Source organism: Bradyrhizobium sp. LB11.1 (genome assembly GCF_040549385.1).
Lineage (GTDB): Bacteria > Pseudomonadota > Alphaproteobacteria > Rhizobiales > Xanthobacteraceae > Bradyrhizobium.
In genome coordinates this window covers 549,618-566,118 of sequence record NZ_JBEPTH010000002.1, presented here as the reverse complement: position 1 = coordinate 566,118, position 16,501 = coordinate 549,618, and the positions used below count along the sequence as shown (strand labels likewise).

Annotated in this window: 14 protein-coding genes; 11 read left to right on the top strand and 3 right to left on the bottom strand. The window is 64.3% G+C overall.

Annotated elements, in window-relative coordinates:
- Positions 1 to 25 precede the first annotated feature (25 nt).
- From ABIA96_RS06580 to ABIA96_RS06545, 8 genes are all read left to right on the top strand, one after another.
- Positions 26 to 1,648 (top strand): ABC transporter substrate-binding protein, encoded by a 1,623-nt coding sequence (locus tag ABIA96_RS06580; RefSeq protein WP_354136206.1) that lies wholly within the window; start codon positions 26 to 28, stop codon positions 1,646 to 1,648.
- Positions 1,649 to 1,875: 227 nt separating this feature from the next.
- Positions 1,876 to 2,889 carry an ABC transporter permease gene (locus tag ABIA96_RS06575; RefSeq protein WP_354136205.1) on the top strand — a complete coding sequence of 338 codons (1,014 nt, stop codon included), beginning with the start codon at positions 1,876 to 1,878 and terminating at the stop codon, positions 2,887 to 2,889.
- An 89-nt stretch (positions 2,890 to 2,978) separates the two neighbouring features.
- On the top strand, positions 2,979 to 3,878 hold the full coding sequence (locus tag ABIA96_RS06570) for an ABC transporter permease (protein ID WP_354136204.1): 900 nt from the start codon (positions 2,979 to 2,981) through the stop codon (positions 3,876 to 3,878).
- A 97-nt stretch (positions 3,879 to 3,975) separates the two neighbouring features.
- Complete coding sequence (locus ABIA96_RS06565; RefSeq protein WP_354136203.1) at positions 3,976 to 5,694, top strand: dipeptide ABC transporter ATP-binding protein; 1,719 nt, start codon at positions 3,976 to 3,978, stop codon at positions 5,692 to 5,694.
- A 26-nt stretch (positions 5,695 to 5,720) separates the two neighbouring features.
- On the top strand, positions 5,721 to 5,900 hold the full coding sequence (locus ABIA96_RS06560; protein ID WP_354136202.1) for a DUF4089 domain-containing protein: 180 nt from the start codon (positions 5,721 to 5,723) through the stop codon (positions 5,898 to 5,900).
- A gap of 6 nt (positions 5,901 to 5,906) precedes the next feature.
- The gene (locus ABIA96_RS06555; RefSeq protein ID WP_354136201.1) at positions 5,907 to 7,301 is read left to right on the top strand and encodes an AtzE family amidohydrolase; all 1,395 of its coding nucleotides are present in this window, start codon (positions 5,907 to 5,909) and stop codon (positions 7,299 to 7,301) included.
- On the top strand, positions 7,302 to 7,694 hold the full coding sequence (hpxZ, locus tag ABIA96_RS06550; protein ID WP_354136200.1) for an oxalurate catabolism protein HpxZ: 393 nt from the start codon (positions 7,302 to 7,304) through the stop codon (positions 7,692 to 7,694).
- 4 nt (positions 7,695 to 7,698) lie between these two features.
- Positions 7,699 to 8,421 carry a GntR family transcriptional regulator gene (locus ABIA96_RS06545; RefSeq protein ID WP_354136199.1) on the top strand — a complete coding sequence of 241 codons (723 nt, stop codon included), beginning with the start codon at positions 7,699 to 7,701 and terminating at the stop codon, positions 8,419 to 8,421.
- A gap of 111 nt (positions 8,422 to 8,532) precedes the next feature.
- Here the strand turns inward: ABIA96_RS06545 and atzF are convergent, their stop codons facing one another.
- Together atzF and ABIA96_RS06535 are read right to left on the bottom strand one after the other, a co-directional pair.
- Complete coding sequence (gene atzF, locus ABIA96_RS06540; RefSeq protein WP_354136198.1) at positions 8,533 to 10,338, bottom strand: allophanate hydrolase; 1,806 nt, start codon at positions 10,336 to 10,338, stop codon at positions 8,533 to 8,535.
- A gap of 192 nt (positions 10,339 to 10,530) precedes the next feature.
- Complete coding sequence (locus ABIA96_RS06535; RefSeq protein WP_354136197.1) at positions 10,531 to 11,025, bottom strand: MarR family winged helix-turn-helix transcriptional regulator; 495 nt, start codon at positions 11,023 to 11,025, stop codon at positions 10,531 to 10,533.
- Between the two features lie 151 nt (positions 11,026 to 11,176).
- Between ABIA96_RS06535 and ABIA96_RS06530 the strand changes: the two genes are divergently transcribed.
- On the top strand, positions 11,177 to 13,027 hold the full coding sequence (locus ABIA96_RS06530; RefSeq protein ID WP_354136196.1) for a feruloyl-CoA synthase: 1,851 nt from the start codon (positions 11,177 to 11,179) through the stop codon (positions 13,025 to 13,027).
- A 273-nt stretch (positions 13,028 to 13,300) separates the two neighbouring features.
- Here ABIA96_RS06530 and ABIA96_RS06525 read toward each other — a convergent pair whose 3' ends face one another.
- A complete protein-coding gene (locus ABIA96_RS06525) occupies positions 13,301 to 13,804 on the bottom strand; it encodes a MarR family winged helix-turn-helix transcriptional regulator (protein ID WP_354136195.1) in 504 nt (167 codons plus the stop codon).
- 83 nt (positions 13,805 to 13,887) lie between these two features.
- Between ABIA96_RS06525 and ABIA96_RS06520 the strand changes: the two genes are divergently transcribed.
- Complete coding sequence (locus ABIA96_RS06520) at positions 13,888 to 15,096, top strand: cytochrome P450 (protein WP_354136194.1); 1,209 nt, start codon at positions 13,888 to 13,890, stop codon at positions 15,094 to 15,096.
- A gap of 37 nt (positions 15,097 to 15,133) precedes the next feature.
- Complete coding sequence (locus tag ABIA96_RS06515; RefSeq protein ID WP_354136193.1) at positions 15,134 to 16,345, top strand: ABC transporter substrate-binding protein; 1,212 nt, start codon at positions 15,134 to 15,136, stop codon at positions 16,343 to 16,345.
- Positions 16,346 to 16,501: the final 156 nt, after the last annotated feature.

Below are 16,501 nucleotides of genomic sequence, written 5' to 3'. Positions count from 1 at the left end.
GAAACTTCCGTGTTGGAGCAGTCTCATGAAACGTCGCGATTTCCTCAAATCTGTGTCCGGATTGGCCGCCGGCGCGGCGCTTCCGGTCGTGCCACAGGTCATCTCCTCGGCCTATGCCGACGCGCGCTCGGAGACGCTGCTGATCGTCTCCGAGGGCGGCCCGAATAATCTCGACATCCACGGCGTCGGCACCAACGTGCCCGGCTATGAAGTCTCCTGGAATTGCTACGACCGGCTGATCAGCCACGAGATGAAGACCGGTCCCGGCGGCGTGCCCTATTACGACCGCGACAAGTTCAAGCCTGAACTCGCCGAGGAGTTCAAGATCGACGACATGTCGGTCACCTTCAAGCTGCGCAAGAATGCCAAATTCCACGACGGCGCGCCCGTCACCGCCAAGGACGTGAAGTGGTCGCTCGATCGCGCCGTCAGCGTCGGCGGCTTCCCGACCTTCCAGATGAGCGCAGGCTCGTTGACCAAGCCGGAGCAGTTCGTCGTCATCGACGACCATACGGTGCGGGTCGATTTCCTGAAGAAGGACAGGCTGACGATTCCCGATCTCGCCGTGATCGTGCCCTGCATCGTCAACTCCGAACTGGTGAAGAAGAATTCGAGCGAGAAGGATCCCTGGGGTCTTGAATTCACGAAACAGCAGACCGCGGGCTCCGGCGCCTACAAGGTGACGAAGTGGACCGCCGGCACTGAAGTGGTGATGGAGCGCAACGAGGACTGGGCCTGCGGTCCGCTGCCGAAGATCAAGCGCGTGATCTGGCGCATGGTGCCGCAGGCCGGCAACCGCCGTGCGCTGCTGGAGCGCGGCGACGCCGACATTTCCTACGAACTCCCGAACAAGGATTTCCAGGAGATGAAGGCCAGCGGCAAGCTCAATGTGGTGTCGCTGCCGTTCTCCAACGGCATCCAGTATATCGGCATGAACGTCACCAGGCCGCCGTTCGACAATCCAAAGGTTCGCCAGGCGGTCGCCTACGCGCTGCCCTATCAGAAGATCATGGACGCCGTGATGTTCGGGCTGGCGAACCCGATGTTCGGTGCGCCGAAGGACAAGCCCACCGAAGTCGCCTGGCCGCAGCCGCATAAATACAACACCGACATGGAGAAGGCGAAGGCGCTGATGGCGGAAGCCGGCCTCGCCAACGGCTTTGAGACCACGATCTCGTTCGACCTCAACTTCGCCGGCGTCAACGAGCCGCTCTGTGTGCTGGTGCAGGAGAGCCTCGCCCAGATCGGCATCAAGACCACCATCAACAAGGTGCCTGGCGCCAACTGGCGCACCGAATTGAACAAGAAGGAAATGCCGCTCTTCACCAACGTGTTCTCGGGCTGGCTCGATTACCCCGAATACTTCTTCTACTGGTGCTATCACGGCAACAATTCCGTCTTCAACACCATGAGCTACAAGTCGGCGGAGATGGACAGGCTGATCGACGGCGCGCGCAACGCCGTGGCGATCGGCGACATGGCGACCTATGACACCGACGTGAAGGGTTTTGTCGATCTCGCCTACACCGACATCCCGCGTATCCCGCTCTACCAGCCCTTCGTCAACGTCGCGATGCAGAAGAACATCAGCGGCTACCAATACTGGTTCCACCGCCGCCTCGATTATCGCGCGATGGCGAAGGGGTGAGGCGTGATTGGCGCGAGCGACATGGCCGCGACTCTGGCTGTCCTTTCGAGTGAGGTGGGCGCCGCTCTCTCATTCCCTCTCCCCTTGTGGGAGAGGGGCAGGGTGAGGGGTAGCCACGAACTCCGACCTCGCTTGGGGCAACCCCTCACCCCAACCCTCTCCCACAAGGGGAGAGGGGGCGCGGCGGCACGCGCAGCTCGATCTCGTTTCCACACCACGAGGTCATCATGCTGACCATGATCGGCAAGCGCCTGATGTTTGCGATTCCCTCGCTGATCGGCGTCGTCATCGTCACCTTCCTGCTGACGCGCGCACTGCCGGGTGATCCGGCCGCATATTTTGCAGGTCCCGCCGCCACCAAGGAGGCCGTCGAGCAGATCCGCAAGAAGCTTGGCCTCGACAAGCCGCTGATCGAGCAGTTCTTCCGCTACACCAACGATCTCGCGCACGGCGATTTCGGCAACTCGCTCACCACCGGCCAGCCGGTCGCAGCCGAAATCCGTAATCGCCTGCCGGCTTCTGCCGAGCTGACGCTGCTTGGCCTGATCGTCTCCATCGTCATCGCCATTCCGCTCGGTGTGCTCGCGGCAACGCGGCCGGGATCATGGGTCGATCATCTCTGCCGAATAACAACAACAGCGGGCGTCTCGCTGCCGGTATTCTTCACCGGCCTGGTGCTGGTCTATTTCTTCTATTTCCGGCTCGGCTGGTCGCCGGCGCCGCTCGGGCGGCTGGACGTCTTCTACAGCGCGCCGCCGGCCGTGACCGGCTTCTATCTGATCGACACCTTGATCGCACGCGACTTCGAGGCATTTCGCTCGGCGCTGAGCCAGCTCATCCTGCCGGCCACGACGCTCGCGATCTTCTCGCTGGCGCCGATCGCGCGCATGACGCGGGCCTCGATGCTGGCGGTGCTGGCTAGCGAATTCGTCCGCACCGCGCGCGCCAGCGGACTGTCGCCGGCGACCGTCATCGTCACCTACGCCTTCCGCAATGCGATGCTGCCTGTGATCACCACGCTCAGCATGGTGTTCTCGTTCCTGCTCGGCGCCAACGTGCTGGTGGAAAAAGTGTTCGCCTGGCCCGGCATCGGCTCCTACGCGGTGGAAGCGCTGATCTCGTCCGACTTCGCGCCGGTGCAGGGCTTCGTCCTGACCATGGCGGTGATGTACGTGCTGCTCAATCTCGTGATCGACATTCTCTATGGCGTGATCGATCCGCGCGTGCGGCTGGAGGGATAGCGCATGATCCGCAAAAGTGGAGACCGGTTTTCCCTCGCGACAAACGCGGAACGCGTTTGCGCGGAGATCATGCGCAAAAGGAGGGAGGCATGAGCACCGTTGCGCCTGCTGTTGAACCGGCCGGGCCTGCGCGAACCTCGGGACTCGTCGCGATCCTCGAACAGACCCGCTACGTTCTCGGAGAGAACAAGGTCACGGGCTTTTCCTTTGCTCTGCTGATCGTCATTCTCCTGGCCGCGATCTTCGGTCCCTATGTGGTGCCATACGATCCGCTGGCGTCCGATACCGCCGCGGCGCTGAAAGCGCCGTCCGCCGCGCACTGGTTCGGCACCGACCAGCTCGGTCGCGACATCTTCAGTCGCGTCGTGGTGGCGACGCGGCTCGACACCTTCATCGCGGTCGCCTCCGTCGTGCTGGTGTTCCTGATGGGCGGCCTCGCCGGCATCGCGGCGGGCTATTTCGGCGGCTGGACCGATCGCATCGTCGGCCGCATCGCCGACACCATCATGGCGTTCCCGCTGTTCGTGCTGGCGATGGGCATTGTCGCTGCGCTCGGCGACACCGTGCAGAACATCATCCTGGCGACCGCCATCGTGAACTTCCCGCTCTATGCCCGCGTCGCGCGCGCCGAGGCGAATGTCTGCCGCAATGCCGGCTTCGTGCAGGCGGCGCGGCTCTCCGGCAACGGCGAGTTCCGCATCCTGCTGGTGCACATCCTGCCGAACATCATGCCGATCATGATCGTGCAGATGTCGCTGACGATGGGCTACGCCATTTTGAATGCCGCCGGCCTGTCCTTCATCGGCCTCGGCGTCCGACCGCCGACCGCCGAATGGGGGATTATGGTCGCCGAGGGCGCGGGCTTCATGGTCTCAGGCGAATGGTGGATCGCGCTATTCCCCGGCCTCGCGCTGATGATCGCGGTGTTCTGCTTCAACCTCCTCGGCGACGGCCTGCGCGACATCGTCGACCCCCAGCGGAGGACGTGATGGCTGCCGGTTATCGACAAAAATTATTCAATGATTCCAACGTTGCCCTACTGTGCATGGGGTTGTTTTCGAGTTCGTTGAGTGACGGGAGGCCTTCATGACCGCCCAGCCGCTGCTCGACGTCCAGGATCTCACCGTCGAATTCACCACCCGCCGCGGCATCGTGAAGGCCGTGCAGCACGTCAACATCTCCGTCGCCAAGGGCGAGACGCTCGCCATCGTCGGCGAGTCCGGCTCCGGCAAGTCGGTGACATCATACGCGGTGATGCGCATCCTCGATCGCGCCGGCAAGATCGCCGAGGGCTCGGTGATGTTCTCCGGCATCGACGTCAAGGCCGCGACTGAAAGCCAGATGCGCGATCTCCGCGGTCGCGAAATCTCGATGATCTTCCAGAACCCGCGCGCCGCGCTCAATCCGATCCGCAAGGTCGGCGACCAGATCGAGGATGTGCTGCGCACCCATGTGCAGCAGGCGATGGTCTCGGATCGCGGAGAAAAGGCGATCGAGGCGCTGGAGCAGGTCAAGATCGCCCGCCCGCGCGAGCGCTATCATGCTTTTCCGTTCGAGCTGTCAGGCGGCATGTGCCAGCGCGTCGTCATCGCCCTCGCGCTCGCCTGCAATCCGCAGCTCCTGATCGCGGACGAGCCGACCACCGGCCTCGACGTCACCACCCAGAAGGCGGTGATGGATCTGATCGTCGAGCTGACCAGGCGCAAGGCGATGTCGACCATCCTGATCACCCACGACCTCGGCCTGGCCGCCGCCTATTGCGACCGCGTCGTCGTGATGGAAAAGGGCCGTGTGGTCGAGACCGCGAAGGCCGCCGACATTTTTGCTGATCCGCAGCACCCCTACACCAAGAAGCTGATGCGCGCGACACCGCGGTTAGGTGTGAGCTTGCGGGACCTGTTGCCGGAGGAGGAGGGGGCTGCGCCCGTGGCGGTCGTCCCGGTCACGGCAGCAGGCGCGGAGAGACAGCAGCCTCTCCTGCTCATCGAAAAGCTGGTCAAGGAATATCCCCGCCAGGGCGCCACCGCCACGCTTGGAAAGCTGTTCGGCCGCACACCGCCGGTCGAGCCGGACGTGTTCCGCGCCGTCGACGGCATCAGCTTCGCGATCGGGCACGGCGAGAGCGTCGGCCTCGTCGGCGAATCCGGTTGCGGCAAATCGACCACGTCGATGATGGTGATGCGGCTGCTCGACCAGACCTCCGGCCTGATCCAGTTCGACGGCGAGGACATCGGCGCGATCGCGCCCGCCTCCTTTGCACGGCTGCCGCAGCGTAGCCGCATCCAGATGGTGTTCCAGGATCCGACCGACAGCCTCAACCCGCGCTTCACTGCAGCGCGCGCCATCGCCGACCCGATCATGCAGCTCGGCGACATCAGGGGGCGTGACGCGCTCCGCGCCCGCTGCGAGGAGCTGGCCACCATGGTCGGCCTGCCCCACAATCTGCTCGATCGCTTTCCGCACCAGCTCTCCGGCGGCCAGAAGGCCCGTGTCGGCATAGCCCGCGCCATCGCCCCGCATCCCAAACTCATCGTCCTCGACGAGCCGACCGCGGCGCTCGACGTCTCGGTGCAGGCCGTGGTCCTGAACCTGCTCCAGGACCTCAAGGCGCGGCTAGGTATGAGCTATCTGTTCGTCTCGCATGATTTGAATGTAGTGCGCTTGTTGTGCGATCGTGTCATTGTGATGCGGACAGGGCGGATCGTCGAAGAGGGTTCTTCCGAAAGGGTCCTCAGCGATCCGCGGGACGACTATACCAAGGAGCTGCTGACGGCGATTCCGCATCCGCCGTTGCAGATTCACTGAGAGTGCACTGATTGTTTGGGAGCGTGATGGCAGAGCCGCTGGACGATTATATCGACGCCGTATCGAAAGCGCTGTCGCTGCCGGTCGAGGAGGCCTGGAGGCCCGCGGTGCGCGCCAATCTCGAAGTCTCGCTACGGCTCGGCCGCCTCGTTGACGAATTCGCGCTGCCGGATGAGACCGAGCCGGCGCCGATTTTCACCGTCTGAGCCGCCATGCCCATCAAGCCAGAGATGATGGCCTCCGAGATCGCGAGCGCGGTTGCCGGCGGCAAGATGTCGGCACTCGATGCCACTGAAGCCGCGCTTGCGCGCATCAAGCAGCACGACACCATCCTCAACTCCTTCACCGACGTCACCGCCGATCGCGCCCGTGCGAAAGCACGTGCGCTCGATGCCGAGATCGCCGCCGGCAAAACGGTCGGCCCGCTCGCCGGCGTGCCTTTCGCTGTCAAGAACCTGTTCGATGTCGCGGGTCTGCCCACGCGGGCCGGCTCGAAAATCAACCGCGACCTCGCGCCCGCAAAACGCGACGCGACGCTGATCGAGCGGCTGGAAGCGGCCGGCGCCGTGCTGGTCGGCGCGCTCAACATGGGCGAATACGCTTACGACTTCACCGGCGAGAACATCCACGAGGGCCCCTCGCGCAATCCGCATGACACGACGCGAATGACCGGCGGTTCGTCGGGCGGTTCCGGGAGCGCCGTCGGTGGCGCGCTGGTGCCGATTGCGCTCGGCTCGGATACCAACGGTTCGATCCGCGTGCCCTCGTCCTTCTGCGGAATTTTTGGTTTGAAGCCGACCTACGGCCGGTTGTCGCGGGCACGCTCGTTCCCGTTCGTCGCGAGCCTCGATCATCTCGGCCCGTTCGCGCGCTCCGTCACCGATCTCGCGCTCGCCTATGACGCGATGCAGGGGCCGGATGCGGACGATGGCGCCTGCACCACGCGCGGGCTGGAGCCGACGCTGCCGCTGCTCGCTAATCCGATCTCGGACCTGCGCATCGCGATCGCCGGGGGCTACTTCCAGAACAACGTCTTTCCGCAAGCTGTCGAGGCCGTCAGCTGCGTCGCCAAGGCGCTTGGCGCCGCGGAGGTCGTGGATGTGCCGGAAGCCTCGCGCGCTCGTGCAGCCGCCTATGTCATCACGACGACGGAAGGCGCCTCGCTGCATCTCGATCGTCTGCGCAAACGGCCGAACGATTTCGATCCCGCCGTGCGCGACCGGCTGATCGCGGGCGCCATGGTGCCCGCGCCGCTCGTTGATCGTGCGCAAAAATTCCGCCGCTGGTATCGCGCGCAGTTCGCCGAGATATTTAGGTCGGTCGACGTGCTGATCGCGCCGGCAACGCCCTGCACCGCGCCAAAGCTTGGCCAGGTGAATTTCAATCTCGACGGCGTCGAACTGCCGGTGCGCGCCAATATCGGCATCCACACCCAGCCGATCTCGTTCATCGGTTTGCCCGTGGTTGCGGTGCCGGTGCCGCTCGAGCCGCTGCCGATCGGCGTGCAGATCATTTGCGCGCCGTGGCGCGAGGACATCGCGTTGCGCGTCGCCTACGCATTGGAGAAGATGGGCGTCGCCACCGCGCCCGCGCCGAGAGGACTTTAAATGGAGATCGATCTCCCCGACGTGATCGCGGAAGTCAAAGCCGCGTTCGGACGCTATGAGCAGGCCCTCGTCACCAACGACGTCGCCGTGCTCGGCGAGCTCTTTCGCAACGATCCCCGCACGCTGCGCTACGGCATCGGCGAGAATCTCTATGGCCACGAGGCGATCTCCGGCTTCCGCGCGGGACGCTCGCCGGTCGGCCTCAATCGTCGCACCGCAAAGACCGTCATCTCGAGCTACGGTCGCGATACGGCTGTCGCCTCCACTCTGTTCTATCGCGACATGGCTCCCGGCAAGGTCGGCCGGCAGATGCAGACATGGATTCGCTTTCCGGAGGGCTGGCGCGTCGTCGCCGCCCATGTCAGCATCATCGACGAGTCGAAAGAGACCTGATCGTATGACGCTTGACGACCTTCCGCAGGGAACACTGGCGGCCGAGCCGGTGGTGCCGCGCGTCGACCGGGCGCAGCCCAGCGTGCACAAGATCACGCGCGCCGAGGAGTTGCGGCTTCAACTGGCCGACGAGATCGTGCGAGGAGCCCTGGCCCCCGGCGCGCCACTGGACGAGACCGACATCGCGCGGCGCTTCAGCGTCTCGCGGACGCCGGTGCGTGAGGCGCTGCGTCAGCTCGTCGCGAGTGGCTTGGTCGAATCGCGCGCGCACCGCGGTGCGGTGGTGGCGCAGCCGTCGGTCGAGCGGCTGACAAGCATGTTCGAGGCGATGGCGGAGCTCGAGGCGCTGTGCGCAGGCCTCGCCGCCGAACGGATGTCGGCTGCCGAGCGTCACGGCCTGGAGGCCATCCACGAGGAACTGCGGGTTCTCAGCTACGCCGGCAATCCCGATCGCTTCCACGAGGTCAATGAGCGCTTCCACAATGCGATCTATGCGGGATCGCAGAATGGCTACATCGCCGAGATCACGCTCGCCACCCGCGTGCGCGTGCAGCCGTTCCGCCGCGCCCAGTTCCGCAATCTTGGCCGTCTCGCAAAGTCGCAAGCCGAGCACGACTGCGTCGTCGTCGCCATCATGCGCGGCGACAAGCAGGGCGCTGCCGCCGCCATGCGCGCGCATATCGAATTGGTGCGCGGGGAGTATGAGATCTACGCGGTGTCGGTTTAGAGCCGCGCACTCGGTGCCCTAGGGTGGGCAAAGGCGCAAAGCGCCGTGCCCACGATCTTTCCCGATTGATGGCGGTGGTGGGCACGCTGCGCTTTGCCCACCCTACGGCACCTACGTCGTCGCGGCTTCCTTCATATACGCGCGCCAGCCGCCATACGCCGTGATGTCCCGCGCCTCGCCCAGCACTTCCGGCTCGACGAGAAATCCCTTCACCGAGCGGCCGCCGGCAAGCCGGATCGTGCCGATCGCCATCGGTGAGGGAATCGCGTTGACGAATTTTCCGAACGCCGAAGATGACAGCGACCAGATCTCCAGTTCGACCGACGCGCCCTTGCCGGTTTCGACGCGCAGCAGGCCCGGCTTCGGCGGCGTGGTCTTCAGCGCAAAGAGCCTGTAGTCCGGTGCGGTCGTGGTTGCCTCGATCAGCTTCGCGTTCAGCGCCTTCAATTCGCCATTCAGCGCCATGCCCGAGAGATGCGCCCCGACCACCGCGATCGAGATCGCGTCGCCGCTATTTGCCGGCAGGGGCGCGAGCGGTGCCTGCGCCACACCCTTCGCGCCAAGTGTCAGTTTCGTATCGGCATGGAACAGGCGGCCGATGCTCGCCAGCATCGCATCGCGGCCTGCGGGCGCCAGCAAAGTGATCCCGAACGGAATGCCGTCCGCGCGCATCGCCGCCGGCACGGCGAGGCCGCAGAGATCGAGCAGATTCACAAAGTTGGTGTAGGTGCCGAGCCGGCTGTTGAGTTCGATTGGATTGGCCAGCACCTGCGCGGTCGTGTATGCCGTAGGTGCCGTCGGCAGCACCAGTGCGTCGATATTGGTAAAAGTGCGCTCGACGATCTTGCGCAAGCCCTGCAAGCGATAGAGTGCGGAGAAGGTGTCCGCCGCCGTTAGCCGCGCGCCGGCCGCGGTGATCTCGCGCGTTACGGGATGAATAGAATCGGGCGCGGACGCCAGCAGATTCTTGATGACGAGATAGCGCTCGGCGACCCATGGACCCTCATAGAGCAGCCGCGCCGTCTCGTAGAACGGCTCGAGGTCGAACTCGACCAGCTCGGCGCCGAGTGTAGTCCAGCGCTTCAAGGCTTCGCCGTAAGCGGCTTCCGCCTTCTTGTCGCCGAAGAAGATCAGCTGCCCGTTGCGCGGCACGCCGAGGCGCAGATTTGCCGGGAACGGCGTGATCGCGCCCAGCGGCCGGTCGCGCGAGAACGGATCGGCCTGGTCGGGGCCGGCCATCACGGAGAGAGCGAGCGCGGCGTCGTCGACCGTCAAAGCAAATACCGAGACGCAGTCGAGCGTGCGGCAGGCCGGCACGAGACCCGCGGTCGAGATCATGCCGAGGCTTGGCTTCAGCCCGACGATGTTGTTGAGCATGGCCGGCACGCGGCCGCTGCCGGCGGTGTCGGTGCCGAGCGATAGTGGCACAAGCCCCGCGCCGACGGCCACAGCCGAGCCCGAGCTCGATCCGCCGGGAATGAGATCCTCGCGGATCGAATTCTTGGGAATGCCATAGGGCGAACGCACGCCGACGAGGCCGGTCGCGAACTGATCGAGATTGGTCTTGCCGATGATGATGGCGCCGGCCGCGCGGAGCCGTTCCACTGCGGTGGCGTCATGCGTCGGGGTATAGGAGAAAGCCGGGCAGGCCGCCGTGGTCGGAAAGCCCAGCGCGTCGATATTGTCCTTCACCGCGACCGGCACGCCGTAAAGGGGCTGGCTGGCTGCATTCTTCGTCGCCAGCTTCTCGGCCTCCGCGATCGCGTCCCTCTCGTCGCGCAGGCTGATGAACACGGCGGGATCGTTATGATCGCGGATGCGCTGATAGGTTCGCGCGATCGTCTGCGCCGGCGTCATCGTGCCCGCGCGATGTGCGGCCACAATCGCGGCGATCGTTTCAGGCTGCTGAGCCCCCATGGTGATAAAACTCCGGCAACAGGTCTTACCCGGATTGAAGCAAGCGATGTGCCATTGTGTACATTATCCGGGCAGCGGCGTCGCTCCCGATATTATTGTCAGATCAGTGGCTTGGTATTGCGCTGATGAGCGAGCGGGCTGTCACGGCAACGCCCCGTTCAAGGCAATTGCTCAATTCATGGGCAGTTAGTATCAGGTGAAGCCAGCGAGGATCTGAAGCAGCCGCTCCCGGTTGGCCTTGCCGATCTTCGCTTCGACATGCCGTTCGTGCTCGGCGGCGAGGCGCTTGAATTTGGCCAGTGCGGTCTCGCCCGGCGCTGTGAGGTGCAGGGCGTGCGAGCGCCGGTCCGATTTCGACTTGATCCGCTTCACCAGCTTGCGCTGCTCCAGGCTGTCGAGCAGGTGCACGAGGCGCGCGCGCTCGATACCGAGGCGTTTTGCCACCGCCATCTGCGACAGCCCGGGATTGGCGCCGATCAAAGTCAGCACCGAATATTGCGTCGGCCGGATGTCGACGTCGCCGAGCGTCTTGATGAAGTCCTGAAAGATCCAGATCTGGAAGCGCCGCACCGCGTAGCCGGCGTGGCCGACCAGCGCGTCGAGCCCGATCTCGTCCGCGTCGATGCGCCGCGTAGCGCCATTGCCGGTGCGTTTGCGGGGGGAAGGCTGGGCTGCGCTGGCTGTCACATCGTGTCTCCTGCCGGGCGACCTTAGCGCTTCGACAGTGCCAACGGAAGATTGTTGTTGACGACAACAATTGTCCCGCTCAACATTGTCGCCAAGGCAGCCCGGAACGAGGCCGCGGCCGGTCCCGGGCGTCTGGGGCGAGGAGGAAGCCATGACGTCAGCCACTCGCGGTGACGCTTCGAGCCTGTTCGCAACGCCGAAGACCGTCGCCGAGCATCGCGCCGACGGCAGCATCTTGCTACGCTCGCCGGAGCCTCTGCGCGACGGCGCGCGGTGCATCGGAGACTGGCTGGAGCAATGGACGCGGCAGACGCCTGATGCGATCTTCCTCGCCGAGCGTGACAGCGCCGACACGCCCTGGGCCACCATGACTTACGCGGGTGCCCTGCGGCGAGTACGCGCGGCAGCGTCGTGGATACTGGAGCAGGGGCTCAGCGCGGCGCACCCCGTCGTCATTCTCTCCGACAACAGCATCGATCATGCGCTGCTTGCGTTGGCTGCCCAGCATGTTGGCGTGCCCTCGGCCGCGATCTCGCCGGCCTATTCGCTGATGTCGAAGGATTTCGACAAGCTGAAGAGCATGATCGCGCTGCTGGAGCCGGGCGCGATCTACGTCTCCGCGACAAAACCGTTTGCGGCGGCGCTCGCTGCGATCAAGCCGCTGCACAGGGCGCAGATCATCAGTGGCAATGCTGGCGACGTCGATGCACTCGCCTTCCGTGCCATCGCGGCAACGCCTGAGACTGGCGGTGTCGCAAAAGCCTTCGCGGCAGTGACGCCGGACACCATCGCGAAGTTTCTGTTCACTTCGGGCTCGACCGGTGCGCCCAAGGCGGTCATCAACACCCAGCGGATGCTGACTTCGAGCCAGCAGGCCAAGGCGCAGACATGGACCTTCCTGGAGCAAGGTGGCGACGATCTCGTCATTCTCGACTGGCTGCCCTGGAGCCATACGTTCGGCGCCAACCACAATTTCAACCTCGTGCTGCGCAATGGCGGCTCGCTTTATATCGACGGCGGCAAGCCCGCGCCGGGGCTGTTTGCGACGTCGCTCGCGAACCTGAAAAGCGTAATGCCGACGGTCTATTTCAACGTGCCGCGTGGTTTCGACATGTTGATCGCGGCGCTGCGCGGCGATGAGGAGCTGCGCCGTCGCTTCTTCGGCGAGGTGAAGTTCGCCTTCTATGCCGGTGCCGCATTGCCGCAGAATCTGTGGGACGCGCTCGAAGAGCTTTCGATCAAAACTGTTGGTCGTGCGATGCCGATGGTCTCGGCCTGGGGCTCGACCGAGACGTCGCCACTGGCGACCGATTGCCATTTCCTTGCCGAGCGTTCCGGCAACATCGGCGTGCCGATTCCTGGAACGGAGCTGAAGCTTGTTACCTCCGGCGACAAGCTGGAGGTGCGCGTGCGCGGCCCCAACGTCACGCCGGGCTATTGGAAGGCGCCGGAGCTGACCAAGCAGGCCTTTGACGAAGAAGGCTTCTATCTCATCGGCGACGCCGTGAAACTTGCCGATGCCGAACGACCCGAGCGCGGCCTATTCTTCGACGGCCGCGTCGCGGAGGATTTCAAGCTCAACTCGGGCACATGGGTTAGTGTCGGCACACTGCGTGTCGCCGGCATCGCCGCGTTGGCGCCGCTTGCGCAGGACATCGTTGTGACCGGTCATGGCGGCAATGAGGTGCGCTTCCTGGTGTTTCCGAGCATCGTCGCTTGTCGCGCTCTTGCCGGTTTGCCAGAGGCGGTGGGCGTGAATGATGTGTTGGCGCATGACAAGGTCAGGACGGCCATTGCGCAGGGCCTTGCGACGCTGAAGCAGCAGGGCGCCAATTCCTCCGGCCATGCCACGCGCGCGCTGCTGCTCGCCGAACCGCCATCAGTCGACGGCGGCGAGATCACCGACAAGGGCTACATCAACCAGCGCGCCGTGCTGACGCGGCGAGCGGATGCGGTGGCGCGGTTGAACGATGATGCGTCGGGTGACTGGATCGGGCTCTAGCGATCGCCAAGCATGTAGGGTGGCGATCTTAGGCACGCTCGCAATGACGGGGATGGAGCTGTCCGTAAACTAGGTTAGCCAAACTGCCGCAATATCCTGCATGATTCCTTTGTTGCCGAAGCAACTAATCTGTGCGAACCGTTCTAGATAAGGATGACGGCGGGGAACCGCTGCGTTGGATCGGAGGAAACGATGCTCGGCAGAGAGGGTGCCGCGGGTAAATGCCGGCGCATGCCTGAGAGTGACGCGGGATCGCGCCCGGCGCATCGTCCGTCAGGCTTCGCTGCCGCCCGTCACCGCGCCGAGATTTTCGTGCAGCCGGCGCAGCAGGTCGATCAGCACCTCGCGCTCGTCCTTGCTCAAACAGGACAAAAGACGCCGCTCCCGCTCGAACGCCGCAACGATCACCTTGTCATGGGTGGTGCGCCCCTTCGCCGTCAGCGAAATCGAATGGGTGCGGCCGTCGTTCGGGTCGGTGCGGATCGACACATGCCCGCGCTTCTCCAGGCCGGCGAGCGTGCGGCTCACCGGGCCCTTGTCGAAGCCGATGACATGGCAGATGCGCGAGGCGGGAATGCAGGGCTCGATCGCCAGCAGCGACATGATCCTCCATTCCGTGACGTTGACGCCGAACTGCCGCTGATAGAACGCGGTCGCGCTGTTCGAGAGCTTGTTGGCGATAAAGGTGATGAACGCCGGGACGTAGCGATCGAGATCGAGCGTTGGCCCGATATCGGCGGGCGCAGGCTTTTGGCGGGATCTGTTCGAAGGCGGCATATCGGGGATCTGTCTCGCGGCGTGCCCAAAGACCTAAGGGCAAGCGCCGCTCTTTCACAAGATCAAAATAAGGGAGGACCTTTATGAGCGTACCCGGCTCGACCATATCAGGCGTCCCGCATCTCGGCGTCGATCCCTTCGACATGAGCTTTTTTGCCGACCCCTATCCCGCCCACGAGCTGCTGCGCGAGACAGGGCCGGTCGTCTATCTCGACAGATGGAAGCTCTATGGCGTGGCGCGCTATGCCGAGGTCCACGCCGTCCTGAACGATCCGGCGACGTTCTGCTCCAGCCGCGGCGTCGGCCTCTCCGACTTCAGGAAGGAGACGCCATGGCGGCCGCCGAGCCTGATCCTCGAAGCCGACCCTCCCGAGCACACCCGCACCCGTGCCGTGCTATCAAAGGTGCTGTCGCCGACCGTGATGAAGGGGCTGCGCGACCGTTTTGCCGCGGCGGCCGAGGAGCGGGTGGATGCGCTGCTGAAGCAACGCAGCTTCGATGCGATTGCCGATCTGGCCGAAGCCTATCCGCTGTCGATCTTTCCGGATGCACTCGGTTTGAAGCCTGAGGGTCGCGATCATCTCATTCCCTATGCGAGCCTGGTGTTCAACGCCTTCGGCCCGCCAAACGAATTGCGCAAGCAGGCGATTGCGCGCTCGGCGCCGCACCAGGCCTATGTCACCGAGCAGTGCCAGCGCGACAATCTCACGCCCGGTGGCATCGGCGCCTGCATTCACGCCCATGTCGATGAGGGCGCCATCACGGCGACGGAGGCGCCGCTGCTGGTGCGCTCGCTGCTGTCGGCCGGGCTCGACACGACGGTCAACGGGATCGGCGCTGCCGTCTATTGCCTCGCGCGTTTCCCCGATCAGTGGCAGCGCCTGCGCGGCGACCTCACGCTCGCGCGCAACGCCTTCGAGGAAGCCGTTCGCTTCGAAAGTCCGGTACAGACATTCTTCCGCACCACGACGCGCGAAGTCGAGCTATCAGGCGCGACCATCGGTGAGGGCGAGAAAGTGCTGATGTTCCTCGCTGCGGCGAATCGCGATCCGCGTCGCTGGGACAAGCCGGACAATTACGACATCACTCGCCGCACCTCCGGCCATGTCGGCTACGGCTCCGGCATTCACATGTGCGTCGGACAACTCGTGGCGCGGCTCGAAGGCGAGACGATGCTGTCGGCCCTGGCCCGCCGTGTTGCCAGCATCGAGATCACCGGCGAGCCGAAACGCCGCTTCAACAACACGCTACGCGGGCTCGACAGCCTGCCGGTGACGATCACACCGGCCTGACGCTGTCGGCGTCGGAAACAATAAAGGGGAGGGACCAATGAAGAACTTGAAGTGGCCGCTCGCGCTCGCTGCGAGTCTGATCGGCGGCGCGGCGAGCGCCGAGATATCCGACAATGTCGTGCGTGTCGGCGTGCTTAACGACATCTCCGGCATTTTTCAGGACACCAATGGCATGGGCTCGGTCGAGGCCGCGCGCATGGCGGCCGAGGACTTCAACGGCGGCGGCAAAGGCATCAAGGTCGAGATCGTCTATGCCGATCACCAGAACAAGGCGGACGTCGGCAACGCCATCGCGCGTAAATGGCTCGACGTTGAAGGTGTCGACGCCATCGTCGACGTCCCGAATTCGGCGGTCGGCCTTTCTATCAACACGCTGCTGCGCGACAGTCGCATGACCTTCCTGGCGTCGTCCACGGCAAGTTCGGATCTTACCGGCAAGGCCTGCTCGCCGAACACCATTCAATGGGTGAACGACACCTGGGCGACCGGCATCACTACGGCGGCGGCGATGATGTCGCGCGGCGGCAAGGACTGGTACTTCCTCACGGTCGACTACGCGCTCGGCAAAGGGATCGAGGCGGAGGCGCAAAAGTATATCGAGGGCCATGGCGGCAAGGTGCTCGGTTCCTCAAAGCATCCGCTCGGCACCTCCGATTTCGCCTCCTTCCTGTTGCAGGCGCAGGGCTCGAAAGCGCAAGTGATTGGGCTCGCCAATGCCGGCGGAGACACCATCAACGCCGTGAAGCAGGCCGCCGAGTTCGGCATTCAGCAGGGCGGCCAAAAGCTCGTCGCCTTCCTGCTCTTCATCAACGACGTTCACGGCATGGGCATCAAGGTCGCGCAGGGCCTGCAGCTCATGGAAGCCTTTTACTGGGACATGAACGATGACACCCGCGCGTTTGCCAAGCGCTTCGCCGCGCGTCCCGGCATGAACGGCAAGATGCCGAGCGGCAACCAGGCGGGAGTCTACGCGTCCACACTCGCTTATCTCAATGCGGTCGCGGCGACCGGCAGCGACAATGCCAAGCAGGTCGTGCCGGAGATGAAGACGTTCAAAGGCAAGGACAGGCTGTTCGGCGACACCGCGATCCGCCAGGACGGCCGCGTCGTGCATCCGATGTATTTGTTCGAGGTGAAGAAGCCGGAAGAGTCGAAGTATCCGTACGATTATTACAAGCTGATTTCGACGATCCCCGCGGAGCAGGCGTTCCGCCCGATGGCGGAGGGCGGGTGTGAATTGGTGAAGTAGGAATATAGCGGCGAGCGCGATGGCCCTTCACCTCGCCCCGCTTGCGGGGAGAGGTCGGATCGCTCTTGCGATCCGGGTGAGGGGGTACAGGTCTCACAGCTGTCTCATCCGCGGAGAGAGGCCCCTCACCCCAACCCTCTCCCCGTAAGAACGGGG